Origin of the sequence: Metapseudomonas boanensis (assembly GCF_042232855.1) — a bacterium.
Lineage (GTDB): Bacteria > Pseudomonadota > Gammaproteobacteria > Pseudomonadales > Pseudomonadaceae > Metapseudomonas > Metapseudomonas boanensis.
Genome location: NZ_CP113889.1, coordinates 5,082,305 through 5,100,503, shown reverse-complemented (window position 1 = coordinate 5,100,503; position 18,199 = coordinate 5,082,305). Strand labels below are relative to the sequence as shown.

17 protein-coding genes are annotated in these 18,199 nt (G+C 60.9%); 5 read left to right on the top strand and 12 right to left on the bottom strand.

What is annotated here, in order from left to right; genetic code table 11:
• Positions 1–24 precede the first annotated feature (24 nt).
• From OXH74_RS23780 to OXH74_RS23765, 4 genes are all read left to right on the top strand, one after another.
• Positions 25–1,383, top strand: coding sequence for an 8-oxoguanine deaminase (locus OXH74_RS23780; RefSeq protein ID WP_215373193.1), 1,359 nt, complete (start codon positions 25–27; stop codon positions 1,381–1,383).
• Between the two features lie 68 nt (positions 1,384–1,451).
• Positions 1,452–2,270: a substrate-binding periplasmic protein gene (locus OXH74_RS23775; RefSeq protein ID WP_375739142.1), complete on the top strand. Its 819-nt coding sequence runs from the start codon at positions 1,452–1,454 to the stop codon at positions 2,268–2,270.
• A 381-nt stretch (positions 2,271–2,651) separates the two neighbouring features.
• Positions 2,652–3,404, top strand: coding sequence for a hypothetical protein (locus tag OXH74_RS23770; RefSeq protein WP_375739141.1), 753 nt, complete (start codon positions 2,652–2,654; stop codon positions 3,402–3,404).
• A 123-nt stretch (positions 3,405–3,527) separates the two neighbouring features.
• The gene (locus OXH74_RS23765; protein WP_215373187.1) at positions 3,528–4,337 is read left to right on the top strand and encodes an outer membrane protein OmpK; all 810 of its coding nucleotides are present in this window, start codon (positions 3,528–3,530) and stop codon (positions 4,335–4,337) included.
• Positions 4,338–4,495: 158 nt separating this feature from the next.
• Here OXH74_RS23765 and OXH74_RS23760 read toward each other — a convergent pair whose 3' ends face one another.
• From OXH74_RS23760 to puuE, 7 genes are all read right to left on the bottom strand, one after another.
• Complete coding sequence (locus OXH74_RS23760; protein WP_375739140.1) at positions 4,496–5,347, bottom strand: nucleoside-binding protein; 852 nt, start codon at positions 5,345–5,347, stop codon at positions 4,496–4,498.
• 286 nt (positions 5,348–5,633) lie between these two features.
• Complete coding sequence (locus OXH74_RS23755) at positions 5,634–6,980, bottom strand: nucleobase:cation symporter-2 family protein (RefSeq protein ID WP_375739139.1); 1,347 nt, start codon at positions 6,978–6,980, stop codon at positions 5,634–5,636.
• A gap of 198 nt (positions 6,981–7,178) precedes the next feature.
• Positions 7,179–8,468, bottom strand: a complete 1,290-nt coding sequence (locus OXH74_RS23750) for a urate hydroxylase PuuD (RefSeq protein WP_375739138.1) — start codon at positions 8,466–8,468, stop codon at positions 7,179–7,181.
• Positions 8,469–8,520: 52 nt separating this feature from the next.
• Positions 8,521–9,024, bottom strand: a complete 504-nt coding sequence (locus tag OXH74_RS23745) for an ureidoglycolate lyase (RefSeq protein WP_215373177.1) — start codon at positions 9,022–9,024, stop codon at positions 8,521–8,523.
• A gap of 142 nt (positions 9,025–9,166) precedes the next feature.
• Positions 9,167–10,162 carry an allantoicase gene (alc, locus tag OXH74_RS23740; RefSeq protein ID WP_375739137.1) on the bottom strand — a complete coding sequence of 332 codons (996 nt, stop codon included), beginning with the start codon at positions 10,160–10,162 and terminating at the stop codon, positions 9,167–9,169.
• 55 nt (positions 10,163–10,217) lie between these two features.
• A complete protein-coding gene (uraD, locus tag OXH74_RS23735; protein WP_375739136.1) occupies positions 10,218–10,733 on the bottom strand; it encodes a 2-oxo-4-hydroxy-4-carboxy-5-ureidoimidazoline decarboxylase in 516 nt (171 codons plus the stop codon).
• Positions 10,730–11,659, bottom strand: a complete 930-nt coding sequence (puuE, locus tag OXH74_RS23730; RefSeq protein ID WP_375739135.1) for an allantoinase PuuE — start codon at positions 11,657–11,659, stop codon at positions 10,730–10,732. The genes uraD and puuE overlap by 4 nt, the downstream gene beginning before the upstream one ends.
• Positions 11,660–12,084: 425 nt before the next feature.
• Between puuE and uraH the strand changes: the two genes are divergently transcribed.
• Complete coding sequence (gene uraH, locus OXH74_RS23725; protein WP_215373148.1) at positions 12,085–12,438, top strand: hydroxyisourate hydrolase; 354 nt, start codon at positions 12,085–12,087, stop codon at positions 12,436–12,438.
• A 171-nt stretch (positions 12,439–12,609) separates the two neighbouring features.
• Here the strand turns inward: uraH and dctM are convergent, their stop codons facing one another.
• The 5 genes from dctM to OXH74_RS23700 form a co-directional block, all read right to left on the bottom strand.
• On the bottom strand, positions 12,610–13,893 hold the full coding sequence (gene dctM / locus OXH74_RS23720; RefSeq protein WP_375739134.1) for a C4-dicarboxylate TRAP transporter large permease protein DctM: 1,284 nt from the start codon (positions 13,891–13,893) through the stop codon (positions 12,610–12,612).
• Positions 13,890–14,534: a TRAP transporter small permease gene (locus tag OXH74_RS23715; protein WP_215373121.1), complete on the bottom strand. Its 645-nt coding sequence runs from the start codon at positions 14,532–14,534 to the stop codon at positions 13,890–13,892. Before OXH74_RS23715 ends, dctM begins: the two co-directional genes overlap by 4 nt.
• Before the next feature lie 72 nt (positions 14,535–14,606).
• Positions 14,607–15,602 (bottom strand): C4-dicarboxylate TRAP substrate-binding protein DctP, encoded by a 996-nt coding sequence (gene dctP / locus OXH74_RS23710; protein WP_375739133.1) that lies wholly within the window; start codon positions 15,600–15,602, stop codon positions 14,607–14,609.
• Between the two features lie 350 nt (positions 15,603–15,952).
• Entirely contained in the window at positions 15,953–16,579 is a 627-nt protein-coding gene (locus tag OXH74_RS23705) for a LysE family translocator (protein ID WP_375739132.1), read from the bottom strand.
• Positions 16,580–16,649: 70 nt separating this feature from the next.
• Entirely contained in the window at positions 16,650–17,999 is a 1,350-nt protein-coding gene (locus OXH74_RS23700; RefSeq protein WP_375739131.1) for an NCS2 family permease, read from the bottom strand.
• Positions 18,000–18,199: the final 200 nt, after the last annotated feature.

The following is an 18,199-nucleotide window of genomic DNA, read 5'->3' as shown; positions in this document are numbered from 1 at the left end:
CCGCAAGGGCCAAGGAGAACACGCATGCCCAGAACACTCTTGGTGAAGAACGCCGACTTGCTGGTGACCATGGACGGCCAGCGACGGGAAATCCGGCAAGGAGGGATGTTCATCGAGGACAACCGCATCCTCCAGGTCGGGTCGAGTGCCGAACTGCCGCAGACGGCGGACGAGGTGCTGGATCTTGCTGGAAAGATCGTCATCCCCGGCCTGGTCAACACCCACCACCACATGTACCAGAGCCTGACGCGGGTGGTGCCGGCGGCGCAGGACGGCGAGTTGTTCAACTGGCTGACGAATCTCTACCCGATCTGGGCGCGGCTGACGCCCGAGATGATCCAGGTCTCCACTCAGACCGCGATGGCCGAGCTGATCCTTTCCGGCTGCACCACCTCCAGCGACCACCTGTACATCTATCCGAACGGCTGCAAGCTGGACGACAGCATCCACGCCGCTGGCGAGATCGGCATGCGCTTCCACGCCGCGCGCGGCAGCATGAGCGTCGGCCGCAGTCAGGGCGGCCTGCCGCCGGACTCGGTGGTGGAGAAGGAAGCCGACATCCTCAAGGAGTCCCAGCGCCTGATCGAGGACTATCACGACGCCTCCCACGGCTCGATGCTGCGAGTGGTGGTGGCACCGTGCTCGCCTTTCTCGGTGAGCCGCGACTTGATGCGCGAAGCCGCGGTACTGGCGCGCCAGTACGGGGTGTCGCTGCACACTCACCTGGCGGAGAACGTCAACGACATCGCGTACAGCCGCGAGAAGTTTGGCATGACCCCGGCCGAATACGCCGAGGATCTGGGGTGGGTCGGTCATGACGTCTGGCATGCCCACTGCGTACAGCTGGACGAACATGGTATCGAGCTGTTCGCCCGTACCGGTACCGGCGTTGCTCACTGCCCCTGCTCGAACATGCGCCTGGCCTCGGGCATAGCTCCGGTGCGGCGCATGCGCGATGCCGGTGTGCCGGTGGGACTCGGCGTGGATGGTTCGGCCTCCAACGACGGCGCCAGCATGATCGGCGAGGTGCGACAGGCCCTGCTGCTGCAGAGGGTTGGCTTCGGCCCCGATGCCATGACGGCTCGCGAAGCCCTGGAAATCGCCACCCTGGGCGGTGCCAAGGTGCTCAACCGTAACGATATCGGTGCGTTGGCGCCGGGCATGGTCGCCGACTTCGTCGCCTTCGACCTGAACCACATTGCCTATGCCGGCGCGCTGCACGATCCGCTGGCGGCCCTGGTCTTCTGCACGCCGACCCATGTGTCCACCAGCGTGATCAACGGCAAGGTGGTCGTCCGCGATGGCCAGTTGATGACGGTCGACCTGCCGCGGGTACTGGAGCGCCACAACCAGTTGGCTCGTCAACTGGTCTCTGGGGAGTAAGAAACCTGCAGGGGCGGGCCAGGCTCGCTCCTGCAGGTCTGCGTCTCAATAAGAACAAGGAGAAGGTCATGAAGCCTCTTGCGTTTGGCTGGCTGCTTGCCGGCGTCTGTTACATCGATTGCAGTCAGGCTGAGACCCTTGTGGTCGGGGTCGAGCCCCAGGATTTCCAGCCTCACTACTGGGTGGACGAAAGCGGCGAATATCGGGGCTTTGCTCGCGACTTGCTGGATCTGTTCGCCCGCGAGAACAAGTTGGATATTCGCTATCAGCCACTACCGGTCAAGCAGCTGACTCAGCACCTGCTCAATGGCAGTGTCGACTTCAAGTACCCGGACAATGTCAATTGGGCCCCTGATCTGAAACAGGGCAGGACGGTTAGCTACAGCCAGCCTGTGGTGGCGTATGTGGACGGTGTGCTGGTTGCACCGGAGCGGCAGGGCCGGGGGCTGGACCGGCTCGCGCGCCTTGCGGTGGTGGACGGCTGGACACCCTGGAGCTACCAGGACCGCATCCAGGGCGGGCAGACCCAGGTGGTGCGCAGCACAGGCCTGGCGCAGATGATCAAGCAAGCCATGAAGCGGGAGGCTGACGGTGCCTACTACAACGTGGTGGTCGCAACCTTCTACCTGGACAACATAAGAGCTCGCCCCGGCGCCCTGGTGTTTGACCCCAAGCTGCCGCACACCCGAGGTACTTTCAACCTCTCCAGCGTCAAGTACCCCGAATTGATCGGGCGTTTTGACCACTTTCTCACTGAACACCGGGACGAGGTGGCGACGCTCAAGGCGCGCTACCAGGTGGAGGCCAACCTCGATACCGAATACCTCGGGATGGAGCAGTGGAAGGTGGACTTCCTCAAGCGACAGCGGGAAAAGGCTACGCCCTGACGGCCTGCACGGATCTGTCGGCTGGATTGCGCTAGCGCAGCTAATCCAGCCGATGGCATGCCGTTCTGATCAGCTATCACACGCGCAACCTGATCAGTGATTGATGAATGGCCAGCACGCAGCTGCGTAAGGCTCTACGTCCTCTACGGAGATAGCGTTCTGTCTCGATATGCGGGAAGTCCTCTGAGATCGGGGGATGGGATTGGCTCTACTGAAACAATATTTGTACACAATTAATGTGGAAAATGTTGTTAGAGATGTTCACAACGTGTATATAGTCGGAAAACCTGACTTCTGAATCAGTTTTTGACTGAGATAGAACCCAGGGTGTGAACACCCTGTAAGCCCATGACCGACAAAAACAATAGGCAGGCTTTACTCATGAGTGCATCCGATCTGTCCGTAGATCGCCCCGACCTCATCTACGGGTTGAACGACACAGCTGGATTCAGAGCTTCAACCTTTGCCGCCATCCAGCTCGTCCTCGCAAGCTTCGTTGGCATCACCACGCCGACCCTGATCGTCGGCAGTATGCTCGGGCTGCAAAGTGAAATTCCGTACCTGATCAGCATGGCGTTGCCCGTGTCCGTCTTCGGCGCTTTCGTCCAGGTGCGCCGCTTCGGCCCGGTCGGTTCCGGCCTCCTGTACATGCAGGGCACCATCATCTCTCTCGTGGTTTTGTTGCTGCTCAAGATGTCCATGACAGATATGGCCGGGGGCTTTGGTGCAGCCGACCTTGGCTCGCTGAGCAACCTGGGTCTGGCTGGACTCGTGCTGGGGGCCATTGTCATCTTCTATCGCTTCGACAATCCGCTGCTACGCCTGTCGCCCATCATCATGGCGCTTGGCCTTGGCCTTGGCCTTGGCTTTGCCGGTGTGCCGGAGGTGCTTCACGAACTGCCCAAGGCCTTGCAGAGCATTTTCGAATCGCCAATGGCGGTGGGGGCATTCAGCGCCATCCTGCTGAGTTTCACCCTGCCGGATGAGCATGTGGAGATCGAAGAAAACGAATTCGAACCCGAGGCCTCGATGATCGAGGCCCTGCAGAACCCGCAAGACGAAGCCGAACAGCGCAATGCTGAAGACAGCCCGTCCGACATTGGCCGCCAGATCAGCCCCGGATATTCCGGCTGACGCGAGGCGCTAAACCCTCTCCAGTTCCGCAGCTGTTCCTTGCCTGTCCTCCATGCTCCGGGGCGGGTCGGGGGTGGGTGCGGGTCGGAAAAACCTGAAACCCACTACAACAAGGGAAACCCCATGAAATTGAAGTATCTGCCGCACTGCCTCGCCCTCTCGACCGGCCTCCTGGCGGGCGGCCAGGCCACGGCCGACGACCTGCTGTTCTGGCAGAACAACAGCCTGACCTACCTCTACGGCCAGGATTTCAAGATCAACCCGGAAATCCAGCAAACCGTGACCTTCGAGCATGCCGATGGCTGGAAGTACGGCGACAACTTCTTCTTCCTCGACAAGATTTTCTACAACGGTGACAAGGATGCTCTCGTCGGCGACAACACCTACTACGGGGAATTCCAGCCGCGCTTGTCGCTGGGCAAGATCTTCGACCAGAAGATCCAGTTCGGCCCGGTTACTGACGTGTTGCTGGCGATGACCTACGAGTTCGGCGAAGGCGACGTCGAGTCCTACCTGATTGGCCCTGGTTTCGACCTGGCCATTCCCGGCTTCGATTACTTCCAGGTCAACTTCTACAACCGCCAGACCGATGGCAGCCGTCCTGGTGACGACGTTTGGCAGATCACTCCGGTGTGGAGCTACACCATCCCGGTGGGCAACTCCGACATCCTGATCGACGGCTTCATGGACTGGGTGGTGGACAACGACGAGAACGATCGCGGCACCTACCACGCCAACCTGCACTTCAACCCGCAGGTGAAGTACGACCTGGGCAAGTCGATGGGCTGGGGTGAGAAGCAGCTCTACGTCGGTTTCGAGTACGACTACTGGAAGGACAAGTACGGCATCGACAGCGAGAGTTTCCTCGGCGATGAGATTCTCGACGGCACCAACCAGAACACCGCCAGCCTGCTGGTCAAGGTGCATTTCTGATCGCCAGGAGCGACAGGGCCGGGGGATGGCACAATGCGCCGTCCCTTTGGGCCGAAGGGGAGGGGTGCATGCCACCGCAGCACTGTTCTGTTTCTGTGACGCTGTTGCCCTTCAGCTGGCGGAAGATGGGAAGAGCCCGCCTTGCGGCGGGCTCCAGGTCAGAAGGTGAATTCCAGGTTTACCGTTGGCGTCGAGGTCCGGCTGCCCCGGCCTCCATCCACGCCGAACTTGTTGTGCCAGTACTCGTAGCCGACACCGAGCCAGAGGTTCGGCTTGGTCTTGGCGCCAGGCAGCGCGGCCACCATCAGCGAGGTGCGCATCAGCGTTTCTGGGGCGGTGTCTTTGTCGAAGTAGTCCTCGCCTTTCTCCCCGACGTAGTTGACGAAGCCCTGGAACTTGGCGTTGTGGTCGCCAAGCTGGAAAGGCTTGAGCCAGGTCAGGTTGACCATGTAGGTAGTATCGAACGTGTGGTCCGGATGGCGCGCGCCTGGAATTCCCGAATGGTTCTTCTCGCGGTAGTACATCAGGCTGAGGTCGAGGACACCGGCGCCGTTGAACTTCAGCGTCGGGCCGAACACGAGGGCACGTTTCTTGGCCGAGGCGCGGTTGTTGTTGCGGTTGGCATCGAAGCCAAATGTGAAGGCGTAGTCCTTCAAGAGGCCGGTCCCCAGCGGCTGGTCGAACACCCGCGAAGCGAACAGCTGGTGTCGATACACCGCGTAGACCTCACTGCCGCCGTGGTCGGTACCCTTGCGCGGGTCGCGGCTGTCGGAGAGGAACACGTCCAGGTTGAAGAAGTTACTGCCATAGCGGTACCCGTCAGCGTGGGTGAAGCTGTACACACGTTTGGCGAACTTGTCCGGGTTGTTCGGGTTGGTGAACTGTTGGCCATAACGGAAGCCGACACTGTTGTTCATCCATTCGAAGAACTTGCCTTGGTCAGCGGCAAAGCCAGCCGGGCTGGCGGCGATCAAAGCGGCGCCAAGCGCCAGTCTGCGGTAACGAAGCATTCAGATTCTCCTTCTTGTTGTATTTCTGGAAGCGTGAAGAGGTCGCAATGCGTTTCGGCGTAGCTACCCATGCGGGCAGGGCCTTAATCGCCGAGAATGTCGAGCAAGAGGTTCAGCAATTCATGAATTCCTGCGCATGGAGCCTCCGGCAAGCCGAACCTGTCCGGCGACCCCGCGCGGGCGCGGGCCGGTCAAAGACGGCAAGGTCTAAAAGAGCCCGCCGGGTAGGCGGGCTATGGAGTCCCGGATAAACCTCTTGGGTTCAACCGGATGGGAGCAAATACGCTCAGTGAGCCGCGCAGTGCTGGCTGCGATCCTTCTCGCCGAGAATGTTGAACAGCAGGTTGAGCGTCAGGGCGCTGACGGTGGCCATGGCGATACCGCTGTGGGTGATGGGTTCCATCCAGTGTGGAAGTTGGGCGAAGAACTCCGGGCGGACGACCGGTGCCATGCCCATGCCGATGCTGACGGCGACCAGCAGCTGGTTGCGGCGATCGGTGATGTCCGCCTCATGGAGGATCTTGATGCCAGTGGCAGCGACCATGCCGAACATGGCGATACCGGCACCGCCGAGCACGGCCGGCGGAATCGAAGCCACCAGGAACGCAGCCTTGGGCAGCAGGCTCAATACCACCAGGAACAGGCCGGCGACTGCAGTCACGTATCGGCTGCGCACACCAGTCATTTGCACCAGGCCGATGTTCTGGGCGAACGAGGAGTGGGTAAAGGTGTTGAAAAAGCCCGCGAAGAACGACGCTCCGGCATCGCAGAGCAGTCCACGGCGCAGGGCTTTGGGGCAGACTTCACGTCCGGTGATCTTGCCCAGGGCGAGGAACATGCCGGTGGACTCGACGAATATGATCACCACCACCAGACACATGGACAGTATGGAGGCCAGTTCGAACTTGGGCATGCCGAAATGCATTGGCTCCACTACCTGGAACCAGGGCGCCTTGTCCAGGCCGCTGAGGTCGACCATGCCGCAGACTCCTGCCAACAGGTAACCTAGGCTCATACCGATCAGCACCGATACGTTGACCCAGAAGCCCTTGAGGAAACGGTTGACCAGCAGGATCGCACCCAGCACCAGGGCCGCAATGGCCAGGTACTCCAGCGCGCCGAACTGCGCGGCCTTGCTACCGCCTCCTGCCCAGTTGACGGCTACCGGGAACAGCGTCAGGCCGATCGAGGTGATCACCGTGCCGGTCACCAAGGGTGGGAAGAAACGAACGATGCGCGACATGAAGGGCGCGATCAGCAGGCCGAAGAAGCCCGCGGCGATCGTTGCGCCGAAGATCCCTTGCAGGCCGACTCCGGGCATGCCGGCCATCACCACCATGCTGCCGACGGCGGCGAAACTGGCTCCCATCATCACCGGCATGCGAATGCCCATGGGGCCGATGCCGAGGGATTGCACCAGGGTGGCTATACCGGCCACCAGCAGGTCGGCGTTGATCAGGAAGGCGATTTCCTCGCGTGACAGGCCGGCGGCCTGGCCGACGATCAGTGGCACAGCGACGGCACCGCCGTACATCAGGAGGACATGTTGGATGCCGACCAGGAAGAGCTGCATCAGGGGCAGCCGCTGGTCAGCGGGCGAAAGGGGGGTAGCTGGCTCATTCTGAGCGGTCATGCAACACCTCGGCGCTTTTGTTCTTTTTAGTCGCTTAGGCGACGCCGCACCGGGTGGATGCTGCATCGCCGGGTATTCATGTAGCGAGCTGGGCGAGTCCTGCCCAGCCGGGGGTACTGCTGGTAAAAAGAAGCCCGCCTCGAGGCAGGCTTATTAAAAACGGGTCCTGCTTGGGGTCAGGACCCGCCGTGGTATCGCTTACTGGGTCTTGGCGCCCTGGGCAATCCAGCGGCCGATCAGGTCACGCTCTTCCTGAGTCATCTGGGTGATGTTGCCCAGTGGCATGATCTGGCTAGCAACAGCCTGGGCCTGGATCTTCGGAGCGAGCATCTGGATCTGCTGCGGAGTGTCCAGCATCACACCACCCGGTGCCGCGGTGAACATCGGGCTGGTGGGTTTGGCTGAATGGCAAACAGTGCAGCGTTCCTGTATGACGCTATGGACCTTGTCAAAGCTGGTGGAGCCATTGCTGGCCTGGGCAGGTGCAGCAGCAGGTGCAGCAGATTCCTGGGCAGCAGCAGCCGGCGCTTCGCTGGTAGCAGATGCTGCGGCTTCGTTGCTGTGCTCTACAGCCAGGCTCGGTTCGGCTTGCTTGTAGTTGGGCGCGGTGACGAAGGCCAGGCAGATCATGCCCAGGGCGCCGGCCGGCAGGGTCCAGGCGAACTTGTTGCTGTCGTGGCGGGTGTTGAAGTAGTGACGTACCAATACTGCGATCACCGCGATCCCGGCCAGGATCAGCCAGTTGTATTGGCTGCCATAGGTGCTCGGGAAGTGGTTGCTGATCATGATGAACAGCACCGGCAGGGTGAAGTAGTTGTTGTGGCGCGAGCGCAGCAGGCCTTTGGCCGGAAGCACCGGGTCCGGAGTGCGGTTCTCTTCGATTGCCTTAACCAGCGCGCGCTGGGCCGGCATGATGATGCGGAACACGTTGCCGACCATGATGGTGCCGATCAGGGCGCCGACATGGATGTACGCACCACGGCCGCTGAATACCTGGGTGAAGCCCCAGGAGGCGCCGACGATCAGTACGAACAGTACGAGGCCGAGCAGGGCGGGGGTCTTGCCCAGTGGCGAATCGCACAGGAAGTCGTAGATGAACCAGCCTGCGATCAGGGCGCCGGCACCGATGGCGATGGCCGCTGCGGGGGCCAGGTCGCTACCGGGGGCGATCAGGTACAAGGTCGGGTTCAGGTAGAACACCACGGTCAGCAGGGCAACGCCCGACAACCAGGTGAAATAGGCCTCCCATTTGAACCAGTGCAGGTTGTCCGGCATTTTCGGCGGGGCGAGCTTGTATTTCTCCAGGTGGTAGATGCCACCGCCGTGGATAGCCCAGAGGTCCCCCGAGAGCCCATCGCGCGGGTTCTTGCGATTGAGGTTGTTCTCCAGCCAGACGAAATAGAAGGATGCGCCGATCCAGGCGATGCCGGTGATCATGTGAACCCAGCGGATGCTCAGGTTCAGCCATTCGGTCAAATGTGCTTCCACAGTTGTTACCTCTTTCCCGCCGACCGGCACGCCGATCGTTGGGCTTCTCTTATTAGTGGTGGGGGTCGAGGAGCAGTTGCTCGTCCTCAGTGAAGTAATGCTCGTCGCAGTTGTTCCCGGAACCACTGCGATCAACCACCAGGAAGTCATCCCGCTTTTCGATCGTCAGCACCGGGTGGTGCCAGACGCCGCGATGGTAATTAACGCCCTGCCTGCCATTGCTGAGGAAGGCACGGACCAAGCCCGGTACAGGTACATCGCCAAGTGGCGCGACCACGACCAGAAAGGGGTTGCCGAGCAGCGGTATGAACGCTTGGCTGCCCAGCGGATGGCGCTCCAGCATGCGTATGCGTAGCGGCATTTCCAGGGACTCGGCGCTGAAAATGCTGATGATCGCCCGGTCCTCCGGCTGCGCGGTCTCCACGGTTGCCAGCTTGTGGTAGCGGCGGGTGGAGCCGTTGTTGATCATGAAGTATTCGCTGCCTTCGGTTTCGATCACATCTCCGAAGGGGGCGAAGGCTTCTTTGGTCAGGGGCTCGATCTTCAGGGTACGCATGGCTGTTCTACTTGTTCAGTTCAGTTCATCCCCCCTCCCTCCGGGAGAGGGAGCAGGGGTGAGGGACGCCATGCATTGCACGGAGCATCCCTCATCCGCCCCTTCGGGGCACCTTCTCCCAGCGGGAGAAAGGGTCAAACGCTTACTTCGCCACCTTGCCGAACAGGCGCAGACGGCTTACGCCACCATCCGGGAACACGTTCAGGCGCACGTGGGTCACCGGGCCAAGGGCTTTGATCTGCTCGGCGAACTCATGTTCGGCGTGCATCGAGAGTTTCTGGCTCGGCAGCAGCTCGCGCCAGTACAGGCTCTGGGTCTCGATTTGGCTGTCGGTGCCGCCTTTGACGTAGGCCGCCTGGATCGAGCAGCTGTCCGGGTAGTTGCCCTTGAAGTGCAGGGTATCCACCACAATACGCTCGATTTCGCCCGGATGGCCTAGGGCGACGATCACCCAGTCGTTGCCCGGGGTACGGCGACGGGCGGTTTCCCAGCCATCGCCCATGTTGATGCCACGGCCCGGGTTAAGGATGTTGCCCATGCGGCCGAAGTGCTCGTCGGAGCAGGCAAGGGCGCGACCGCCATTCAGCGCTGCTGCCAGGTCGACCTGCTCGTTGTCGCCGATCGCGGACCAGTCGCGGAACGGGATACCGTACACGCGCAGGCGGGCAACGCCACCGTCGGGATAGATGTTGAACCGCAGGTGAGTGAAGGCCTGCGCGTTGGCGATTTCGTGGTAGTGGTGGCTGTTGCCCTTCAGCTCCACGGACGGCAGTACTTCGGTCCACTCGGTAGCGTCGGTCGGGTCGCCTTCTGCGACGAAGCAACCTTCCAGCGAGGCGGACGGCGGGAAGTTGCCGGTGAAGTGGCTGGTATCGATGTCCACGCCCTTGATCAAGCCCGGTACGCCCAGGCGAATTACGGCGTAGTCGTAGCCTTCGAAACGCTTACGGCGGGATTCCCAGCCGTCCATCCACTTGCCGTTATCATCGAAAACGCCCTCCTTCCAGACAGCCGGAGTCGGCTGGAACAGTCGGTTTACGTCAGCGAACCAGTCGTCGGTGACGAAGATGGCCTTGGTGCCGAGACGGGCGTCGGCGAGGTTGACGTACTTCTCGAACGGGACGGCGTAGCTTTTCATCTGTTTTGTCTGCCTTGAATTGAGGGCGATATGGAGGGAGCGGTGCGCCTGCGACTTACATTTGCTGCAGACGGAACAGCGCGATCTTGTTGATCTCGACCAACGCCCTGGAAAACTCGGCTTCGGGGGAGTTGTGGATGCGCTCCTCGAATGCCGCCAGGATCTGGTGCCGGTTGCTGCCTTTCACCGCCATGATGAAAGGAAACCCGAACTTGGCCTTGTAGGCGTCGTTCAGCGCGGTGAAGCGGGCGAACTCTTCAGCCGTGCATTGGTGGATGCCGGCACCGGCCTGTTCGCAGGTGCTGGCTTCAGTCAACTCGCCACGGACGGCGGCCTTGCCAGCCAGGTCCGGGTGAGCGTTGATCAGCGCCAACTGGGCTTCACGGCTGGCGCTGAGTAACAAGTCGGCCATGCGCTGATGCAGGCCGTCGATGTCGTCGATGCTAGTGTCCTGACCCAGGTCGAAGGCCTTCTCGGCTACCCAGGGCGAGTGCTCGTAGATGTCGGCGAAGGTCGTGACGAAGGCCTCGCGGGACAGGCAGGACGGAGTGCAGGTCTGGAAGCGGCTCATTTCGCTTGCTCTTTGAAAGGGTGGGTGGCGTGCCAGTGGCGGGCGATGTCGGCGCGGCGGGCGAACCAGACTTTTTCATGGCCCTTCACGTAGTCGATGAAACGCGCCAGGGAGGCGATGCGTGCCGGACGACCCAGCAAGCGGCAATGCATGCCGATCGACAACATCTTCGGCGCGCCAGCGGCACCTTCGGCGTAAAGCACGTCGAACGCGTCCTTCAGGTATTGGAAGAAGTCGTCGCCCTTGTTGAAGCCCTGCACCTGGGTGAAGCGCATGTCGTTGGTATCCAGGGTGTAGGGGATGACCAGGTGCGGCTTGTCAGTGGGGTTGTTGGGTTCCCAGTAGGGCAGGTCGTCGTCATAGGTGTCGGAGTCATAGAGGAAGCCGCCTTCCTCCATCACCAGGCGACGGGTATTGGGGCTGGTGCGGCCTGTGTACCAGCCCACCGGGCGCTCTCCGGTCAGTTCGGTGAGGATGCGGATGGCCTCGAGCATGTGCTCGCGCTCCTGGGCCTCGTCCATGTACTGGTAGTCGATCCAGCGGTAGCCGTGGCTGCAGATCTCATGGCCGGCTTCGACCATGGCGCGGATCACGTCGGGATGGCGTTGCGCAGCCATGGCCACGGCGAAGATGGTCAGCGGAATGTCATGACGCTTGAACAGGTCGAGCAAACGCCAGACTCCAGCACGGCTGCCATATTCGTATAGAGACTCCATGCTCATGTTGCGCGCGCCTTGCAGCGGCTGGGCGGCCACCATTTCGGACAGGAAAGCTTCTGACTCCTTGTCGCCATGGAGAATGTTGCGTTCGCCGCCTTCCTCGTAGTTCAGCACGAAGGACAACGCGATACGGGCCTCACCCGGCCATTGCGGATGCGGAGGGTTGTTGCCATAACCGATCAGGTCGCGTGGGTAATCAGCGCTCACTGCAGTCTTCCTTTCTAGTCTGTTGGACGGTCATCGCCGCCCTGGAATGGAGGTGCGATCACGGATGGGGTGATTGTATACAAATTGATTTGCGTTTTGTAAATCAAAACTTTGTCAAATTCGTTGCCACCTGTCCAAGCAAGAAACTTGCCCGGTCGGTCAAGTCCTGGTGGCGTAAAGCCCGGAGCCTGGCCTTTCCACTCGCAAACCAAAGATCGGCTATACCTCGGTTGAGGTATTCGGATTGGAGGTTGATATTGTGTACAATTTTCTTTGTTTATGTCTTACATTTCAATGGGCGCATGTTATTCTGCGCACCGAACCAGGGCTTTTGGCCCTGTCCATGCACCGATTTCAACAAGCAGAGGAGGTGTGGCGTCTCGTCAGCGGCCTGATCGACCGGCCCTGAAGGCGCCCAGCGAGCAATGGGACGTTTGACCACGCATGTATTGGATGCCGCCCACGGCTGCCCTGGCCGTGACATCAAGATCGAGCTCTACCGCGTAGAAGGCGCAGGCATGGAGCTGGTTGCCACCGCCAACACCAACGATGACGGCCGCTGCGATACGCCTCTGCTGCAGGGCGCCGACTACCAGAGCGGCGTCTATCAGTTGCACTTCCATGCCGGCGATTACTACCGCGCCCGTGGGGTGAAGCTGCCTGAGCCCGCTTTTCTGGATGTCGTAGTGCTGCGCTTTGGCATTTCCGCCGAGCAGGATCACTACCACGTGCCGCTGCTGATTTCGCCCTACAGTTACTCCACGTATCGGGGCAGCTAGTATTACGGTTCTCGTTACCCTCGACTCAACGAGTCCTTCTAGCCCGCTCACACTGCGGGCTTTTTTTGTCTGAGAAAAACCAGGGCGCCCGCGCACACTGCTACGCCCAATTATAAAAAAAGCCCGGCACAAGGCCGGGCTGAAACGCATCACGGGGAGATGCGCAAGGGATCAGGTCATGCCCAGCCAGTTCGGCAGTACTAGCGATATCCAGGGCACGTAGGTGACCAGGACCAGGAATGCCAGCAGGATCATCAACCAGGGCATGGCGGCGCGGATTGTCGCGGTCAGTGGCATCCCGGTCACTGCTGAGGTGACGAAGAGGTTAAGGCCAACCGGCGGTGTTACCAGTCCGATCTCCAGGTTCACCACCATGATGATGCCGAGGTGGATGGGGTCGATGCCCAGCTTCATGGCGATGGGGAACAGGATGGGCGCCAGAATCAGGATGATCGCCGATGGCTCCATGAACGCTCCGGCGATCAGCAGCACGATGTTCACCACCAGCAGGAAAGTCACCGGTGTCAGGCCTGCGTCAATCACCCAGGCGGTGATCTGTTGCGGTAGCTGCTCGGTCGTCAGCACGTGGGCGAAGAGCATGGCGTTGGCGATGATGAACATCAGCATGATGGACAGCTTGCCGGACTCCAGCAGCACCTTCGGCGCTTCGCTCAGGGTCATGTCCTTGTAGACGAACAGGGCGATGAAGGCCGAATACACTGCGGCCACAGCCGCCGCTTCCGTGGGTGTGAACATCCCGGAGTAGATGCCGCCGAGGATGATCAGCATCAGCAGCAGGCCCCAGATAGCCTTGCGTGCCGCGGAAAGCCACTCGCGGAAGGTCGCGCGGGGTAGGGCGGGCAGGTTCTTCTTCACGGCGACGATGTAGATCGCGATCATCAGTACCACCCCGAGCATGATCCCGGGCACGACGCCGGCCATGAACAGCTTGCCCACCGAGGTTTCGGTGGCGGCGGCATAAACCACCATGACGATCGATGGCGGGATGAGGATTCCCAAGGTGCCCGCGTTGCAGACGATGCCAGCGCCGAACGCCTGCGGATAGCCGGAGCGGACCATGCCGGCGATGGCGATCGAGCCGACGGCTGCCACCGTGGCGGGTGAAGAGCCGGAAAGTGCAGCGAACAGCATGCAGGCCAGCACGGCGGCGATTGCCAGGCCGCCCCGAATATGGCCGACGCAGGCGTTGGCGAAGTCGATCAGGCGTTTAGCCACCCCCCCGGTGGTCATGAAGGCGCCGGCCAGCAGGAAGAAGGGAATGGCTAGCAACGTGTAGTGCTCGGAGGTCTCGAAGAGCTTGATCGCCAATGAGCGGACCGAGTCGGGGCTGAACAGGATGATGGTCATCGAGCCCGCGAGGCCGAGGGAGATGGCAATGGGCACGCCGATGAACATCAGCAGGAACAGCAGGAAGAAGAGGAACAGGACGGTCATGGCTTGTCTTCCTTGTGCGGCTCGTCGTGTTCGGTCAGCTTGAGCACTTCGGCGGCCTCATCGGCCAGGCCCAGGCCCGTCTGGCGATTCTGCAGGAGGCGTACGAGGATCTCCGCGAATCGGATGAACACCATGGCGAAGCCCAGCGGCACGATCAGGCCGATGTGCCATTGCTGCACGCCATAGTGGCCCAGGTCTTCGGCGCCTATGGCTGCGGTGAACAGGGTCTGCACCCACTCAAAGCTGGCTACGCTGAGCAGGCCGGCATAACCCAGGCAGCAGAGGCAGGCGATGATGCCGATGAGGCGCTGGACTCGCCGAGGCGTGAGCTTGACCAACGCGTCGACGCCAATGTGGCCAGCAGTGCGCACACCGTAGGCGAGACCGAAGAAGATCAGCCAGGCGAACAGCGCCTTGGTCAGCGAGTTGCTCCAGGTCATGGCCTGGGCCATGGCGAGGATACTGTCGCCGATGGCGAAGAGCGTATCGCTGGCGGCTTCCCAGCGGTCAGCGAGGTTGTAGAACAGGGTGTAAAGATTGTTGAGGATGACGTAGACGAAGGTCACCAGCGTCATGGCCGCCATGAGGAAGGCGATGAAGGCTTCCTCGAAGTGGTCCCAGACGCGCCGCAAGGCGTTCATGGATGGCATCTCCCGATGGCTGAAGCGTCGTGCCGCGAGGGGCGGGCAGAGCCAGCCCCGGTGGCGTGCGGATCATTGAGCCTGGTTGGCGGCTTCAGCGGCTTTGATCAGGTCAGGACCGATCTCGCCCTCGAACTTCTTCCACACCGGCTTCATGGCCTCACGCCATTCGTTGCGCTGCTCGGGGGTGAGTTCAATGATTTCGCTGGTCTTGGCCTCGATGATTCGCTGCTTGTCGCCCTGATTGAGGGCTTCGGCCTGTTTGTTTACTTCGACTGAAACTTCCTGAGTGATCTTTTCCAGCTCGCTGCGAACGTCGGCTGGCAGTCCAGTCCAGAACTTGGTGTTGGTGATCAGCATGTAGTCCAGTACGCCATGGTTGGACTCAGTGATGTACTTCTGCACCTCGTGCATTTTTTGCGAGTAAATGTTCGACCAGGGGTTCTCGGCACCGTTGACCACGCCGGTCTGCAGGCCCTGATAGACCTCGGCGAAACTCATCTTGCGCGGGTTGGCACGCACAGCCTTGAACTGCTCCTCCAGCACGGCGGAGGCCTGAACGCGGAACTTCAGGCCGCGGGCATCCTTGGGTTCGCGCAACGGCTTGTTGGCGGACAGCTGCTTCATCCCGTTGTGCCAGTAACCAAGGCCGGTGATGTTCTTGCTTTCCATGGATTTGAGCAGGGTCTGGCCATCCGGGCTCTGCTGGAAGCGGTCCACGGCCTGAATGTCGTTGAACAGGAAGGGCAGGTCGAACAGTTGCACCTGCTTGGTGTATTGCTCGAACTTGGCCAGGGAGGGCGCGATCAGCTGCACATCGCCGAGCAGCAGGGCTTCCATTTCCTTTCCGTCACCGAACAACGAGGAGTTGGGGTAGACCTCGACCTTCACTTTGCCGGGCAGTCGTTCTTCCGCGAGCTTCTTGAACAGCAAGGCGCCTTGCCCCTTCGGAGTGTGTTCCGCCACCACGTGGGAGAACTTGATCACGATCGGGTCAGCCGCTTGGGCGAGGCCGGCAGCGGCCAGTGCGAGTGCGCAGGCGAGTCCTTTCAGAGCAGGTTTGAACATTGGTGCATCCTCTTATTGTTCTTGGCTGAGTAAAGCGCAGGGGCGCTGTATTGGCGAAGCAACAAGAGGAAGTCTAGGCGGCAACCGTACCTTGGCACGGTCAGGTGGAGATTATGCGCGGCTGGGCTTGTTCTTGTTGGCTCGCTGACGAAGCAGTGGCAAGCAACATGCCAGAGGCGCGAGGCCCAGAGCTGATGCAGGGAAGAGGGGCGAATCGGAAAAGCCTGGAGGTAATTGGTGGCGGAATGCCGCCGTGCTTTAGATAATTTTTGGCGGAAATCCGCCATGCCCTTGTGGGGGCGGGCGGGTGGGGGCGGAATGTGCTCCCGCCGCCCCGACAGTGGAAAAGCTCAGCGTGATAACAAGGAAGCTGCGCCAGCACCGCTGAACAGCGCTGCACTGGTGCGGTTGAACCAGACGTGGCCTTTTCCCGAACGCAGATAGCGGGCCGCGCTCTGGGCGCTCAGGCCGTAGAACAGCTTGCAGCCCAGGTCCAGCATGGCCCAGGTGGCGATCATGACCAGCAACTGGGTCGGCAATGGGCGCTCGGCGCTGAGGAACTGCGGCAGGAAGGCGGCGAAGAACAGGATGTCTTTCGGGTTACTGGCGCCCAGGCCGAAGGCCTTCCAGAACATGGCGTGAAAGCCCGGGTTCACCGGTTGTTCTTCGGCGGTGGCCTGTTGGGCGGCGTGCCGCGACTCTTGCCAGCTTTGCCAGGCGAGATAGAAGAGATAAAGGGCGCCGACGATCTTCAGGGCGCTGAAGAGCTTCTCCGAGGCCAGCAGCAGGGCGCCCAGGCCAAGGGCGGAGGCGCTGAGCAGGCAGATGGAAGCGGAAACCCCTCCCAGAAACGCCGGGGCCGAGCGGCGCAGGCCGTAGTTGAGGCTGTTGCTGACCATCAGCAGGGACAGCGGCCCGGGGATCAGGATGACGATCAGCGCGGCGCTGCTATATAGCAGCCAGGTTTCCAGGCTCACAGGCTCTCTCCTCCTTAAATGAAAAGGCCCTGCCGCATCGCGGCAGGGCCCGGTCTAGCTGAGTTGGAGCTTACAGGAAGATGAACTTGGCTACAAAGATCACGCACAGTGCATACAAACTGACGGATACGTCCTTGTACTTGCCCGTGAAGGCCTTCATGGCCACGTAGGTCACGAAGCCCAGGGCGATGCCGTCGGCGACCGAGAAGGTCAGCGGCATCATGATCACAGTGACGATGGCTGGGATGGTCTCGGTGTGTTCCTTCCAGTCGATGTGGGCCATGCCGCCCATCATCAGCATGGCCACATAGATCAGCGCACCGGCAGTTGCGTAGGCGGGGATCATGCCGGCCAGCGGGGCGAAGAACATCGCGGCAATGAACAGGAAGCCAACGGTCACGGCAGTCAGACCGGTGCGACCACCTGCGGCGACGCCGGCGGCGCTTTCCACATAGCTGGTCACCGGCGGTACACCGAGTACGCCGCCGAACACGCTGGAGGCGCTGTCAGCCTTCATGGCCCTGGACAGGTTCTCGATGCGACCGTCTTCCTGAACCAGGTTGGCACGCTGGGCGACGCCCATCAGGGTGCCGGCGGTGTCGAACATATGCACGAAGAGGAAGGCCAGGATCACGCTGATCATGGACACTTCGAAGGCACCGGTTATGTCCATGGCCAGGAAGGTCGGAGCCAGGCTCGGCGGCATGGAGAACACTCCGCCGAACTTGACGATGCCCAGGCCGACGCCGATCAGGGTGACGGTGAGGATGCTGATCAGGATACCGCCGAACACGCGGCGGTATTCCAGCACCGCGATCATCAGGAAGCAGATGGCGGCCAGCAGTGGACCCGGAGAGGTGAGGTCGCCAATGTGCACCAGGGTGGCCGGGTGGGCGACGACGATGCCGGCGGTCTTCAGGCCGATCAGCCCGAGGAACAGCCCGACCCCCGCGCCCATTGCAAAGCGCAAGCTGCTGGGGATGCTGTTGAGCAGCCATTCGCGAATGCGCGAGAAGGTCAGGATCATGAACAGCACGCCGGAAAGGAACACCGCACCCAGCGCGATCTGCCAGCTGTAGCCCATGGTGTTGACCACGGTGTAGGTGAAAAACGCGTTAAGGCCCATGCCTGGCGCCAGGCCCACGGGCCAGTTGGCGTACAGACCCATCAGGAAGCAGCCGAAAGCCGCTGCAAGGCAGGTGGCGACGAAGGCCGCACCATGGTCGATTCCAGCATCGGCCATGATGTTGGGGTTGACGAAGATGATGTAGGCCATGGTGATGAACGTTGTGAGACCTGCGGCCAGTTCGGTCTTCACGGTGGTGCGGTGCAGGCTGAGCTTGAAAAGACGTTCTAGCAGCCCATTGGTGGTTGGGGGCGCAGCGTACGTTCCTTGTTCTTGTTGTTTGATGCTTTCCACAGGCGTGGTACTCCTCAATTCTTTTGTTTTGATCACCCAGAACCTGGAGTGGGCTCCGGACTCTCTGAGGCAGGTGCGGGCATGGTGCGCTTCCTTGATTTGTTGACTCATGAGTCAGGAAGTTCACGGCGCGATTATGCCTTTGTATACAAAAAAAACAAATAATGTTTTCAGTGTTGCGAAAATCATCCTAATCAGAA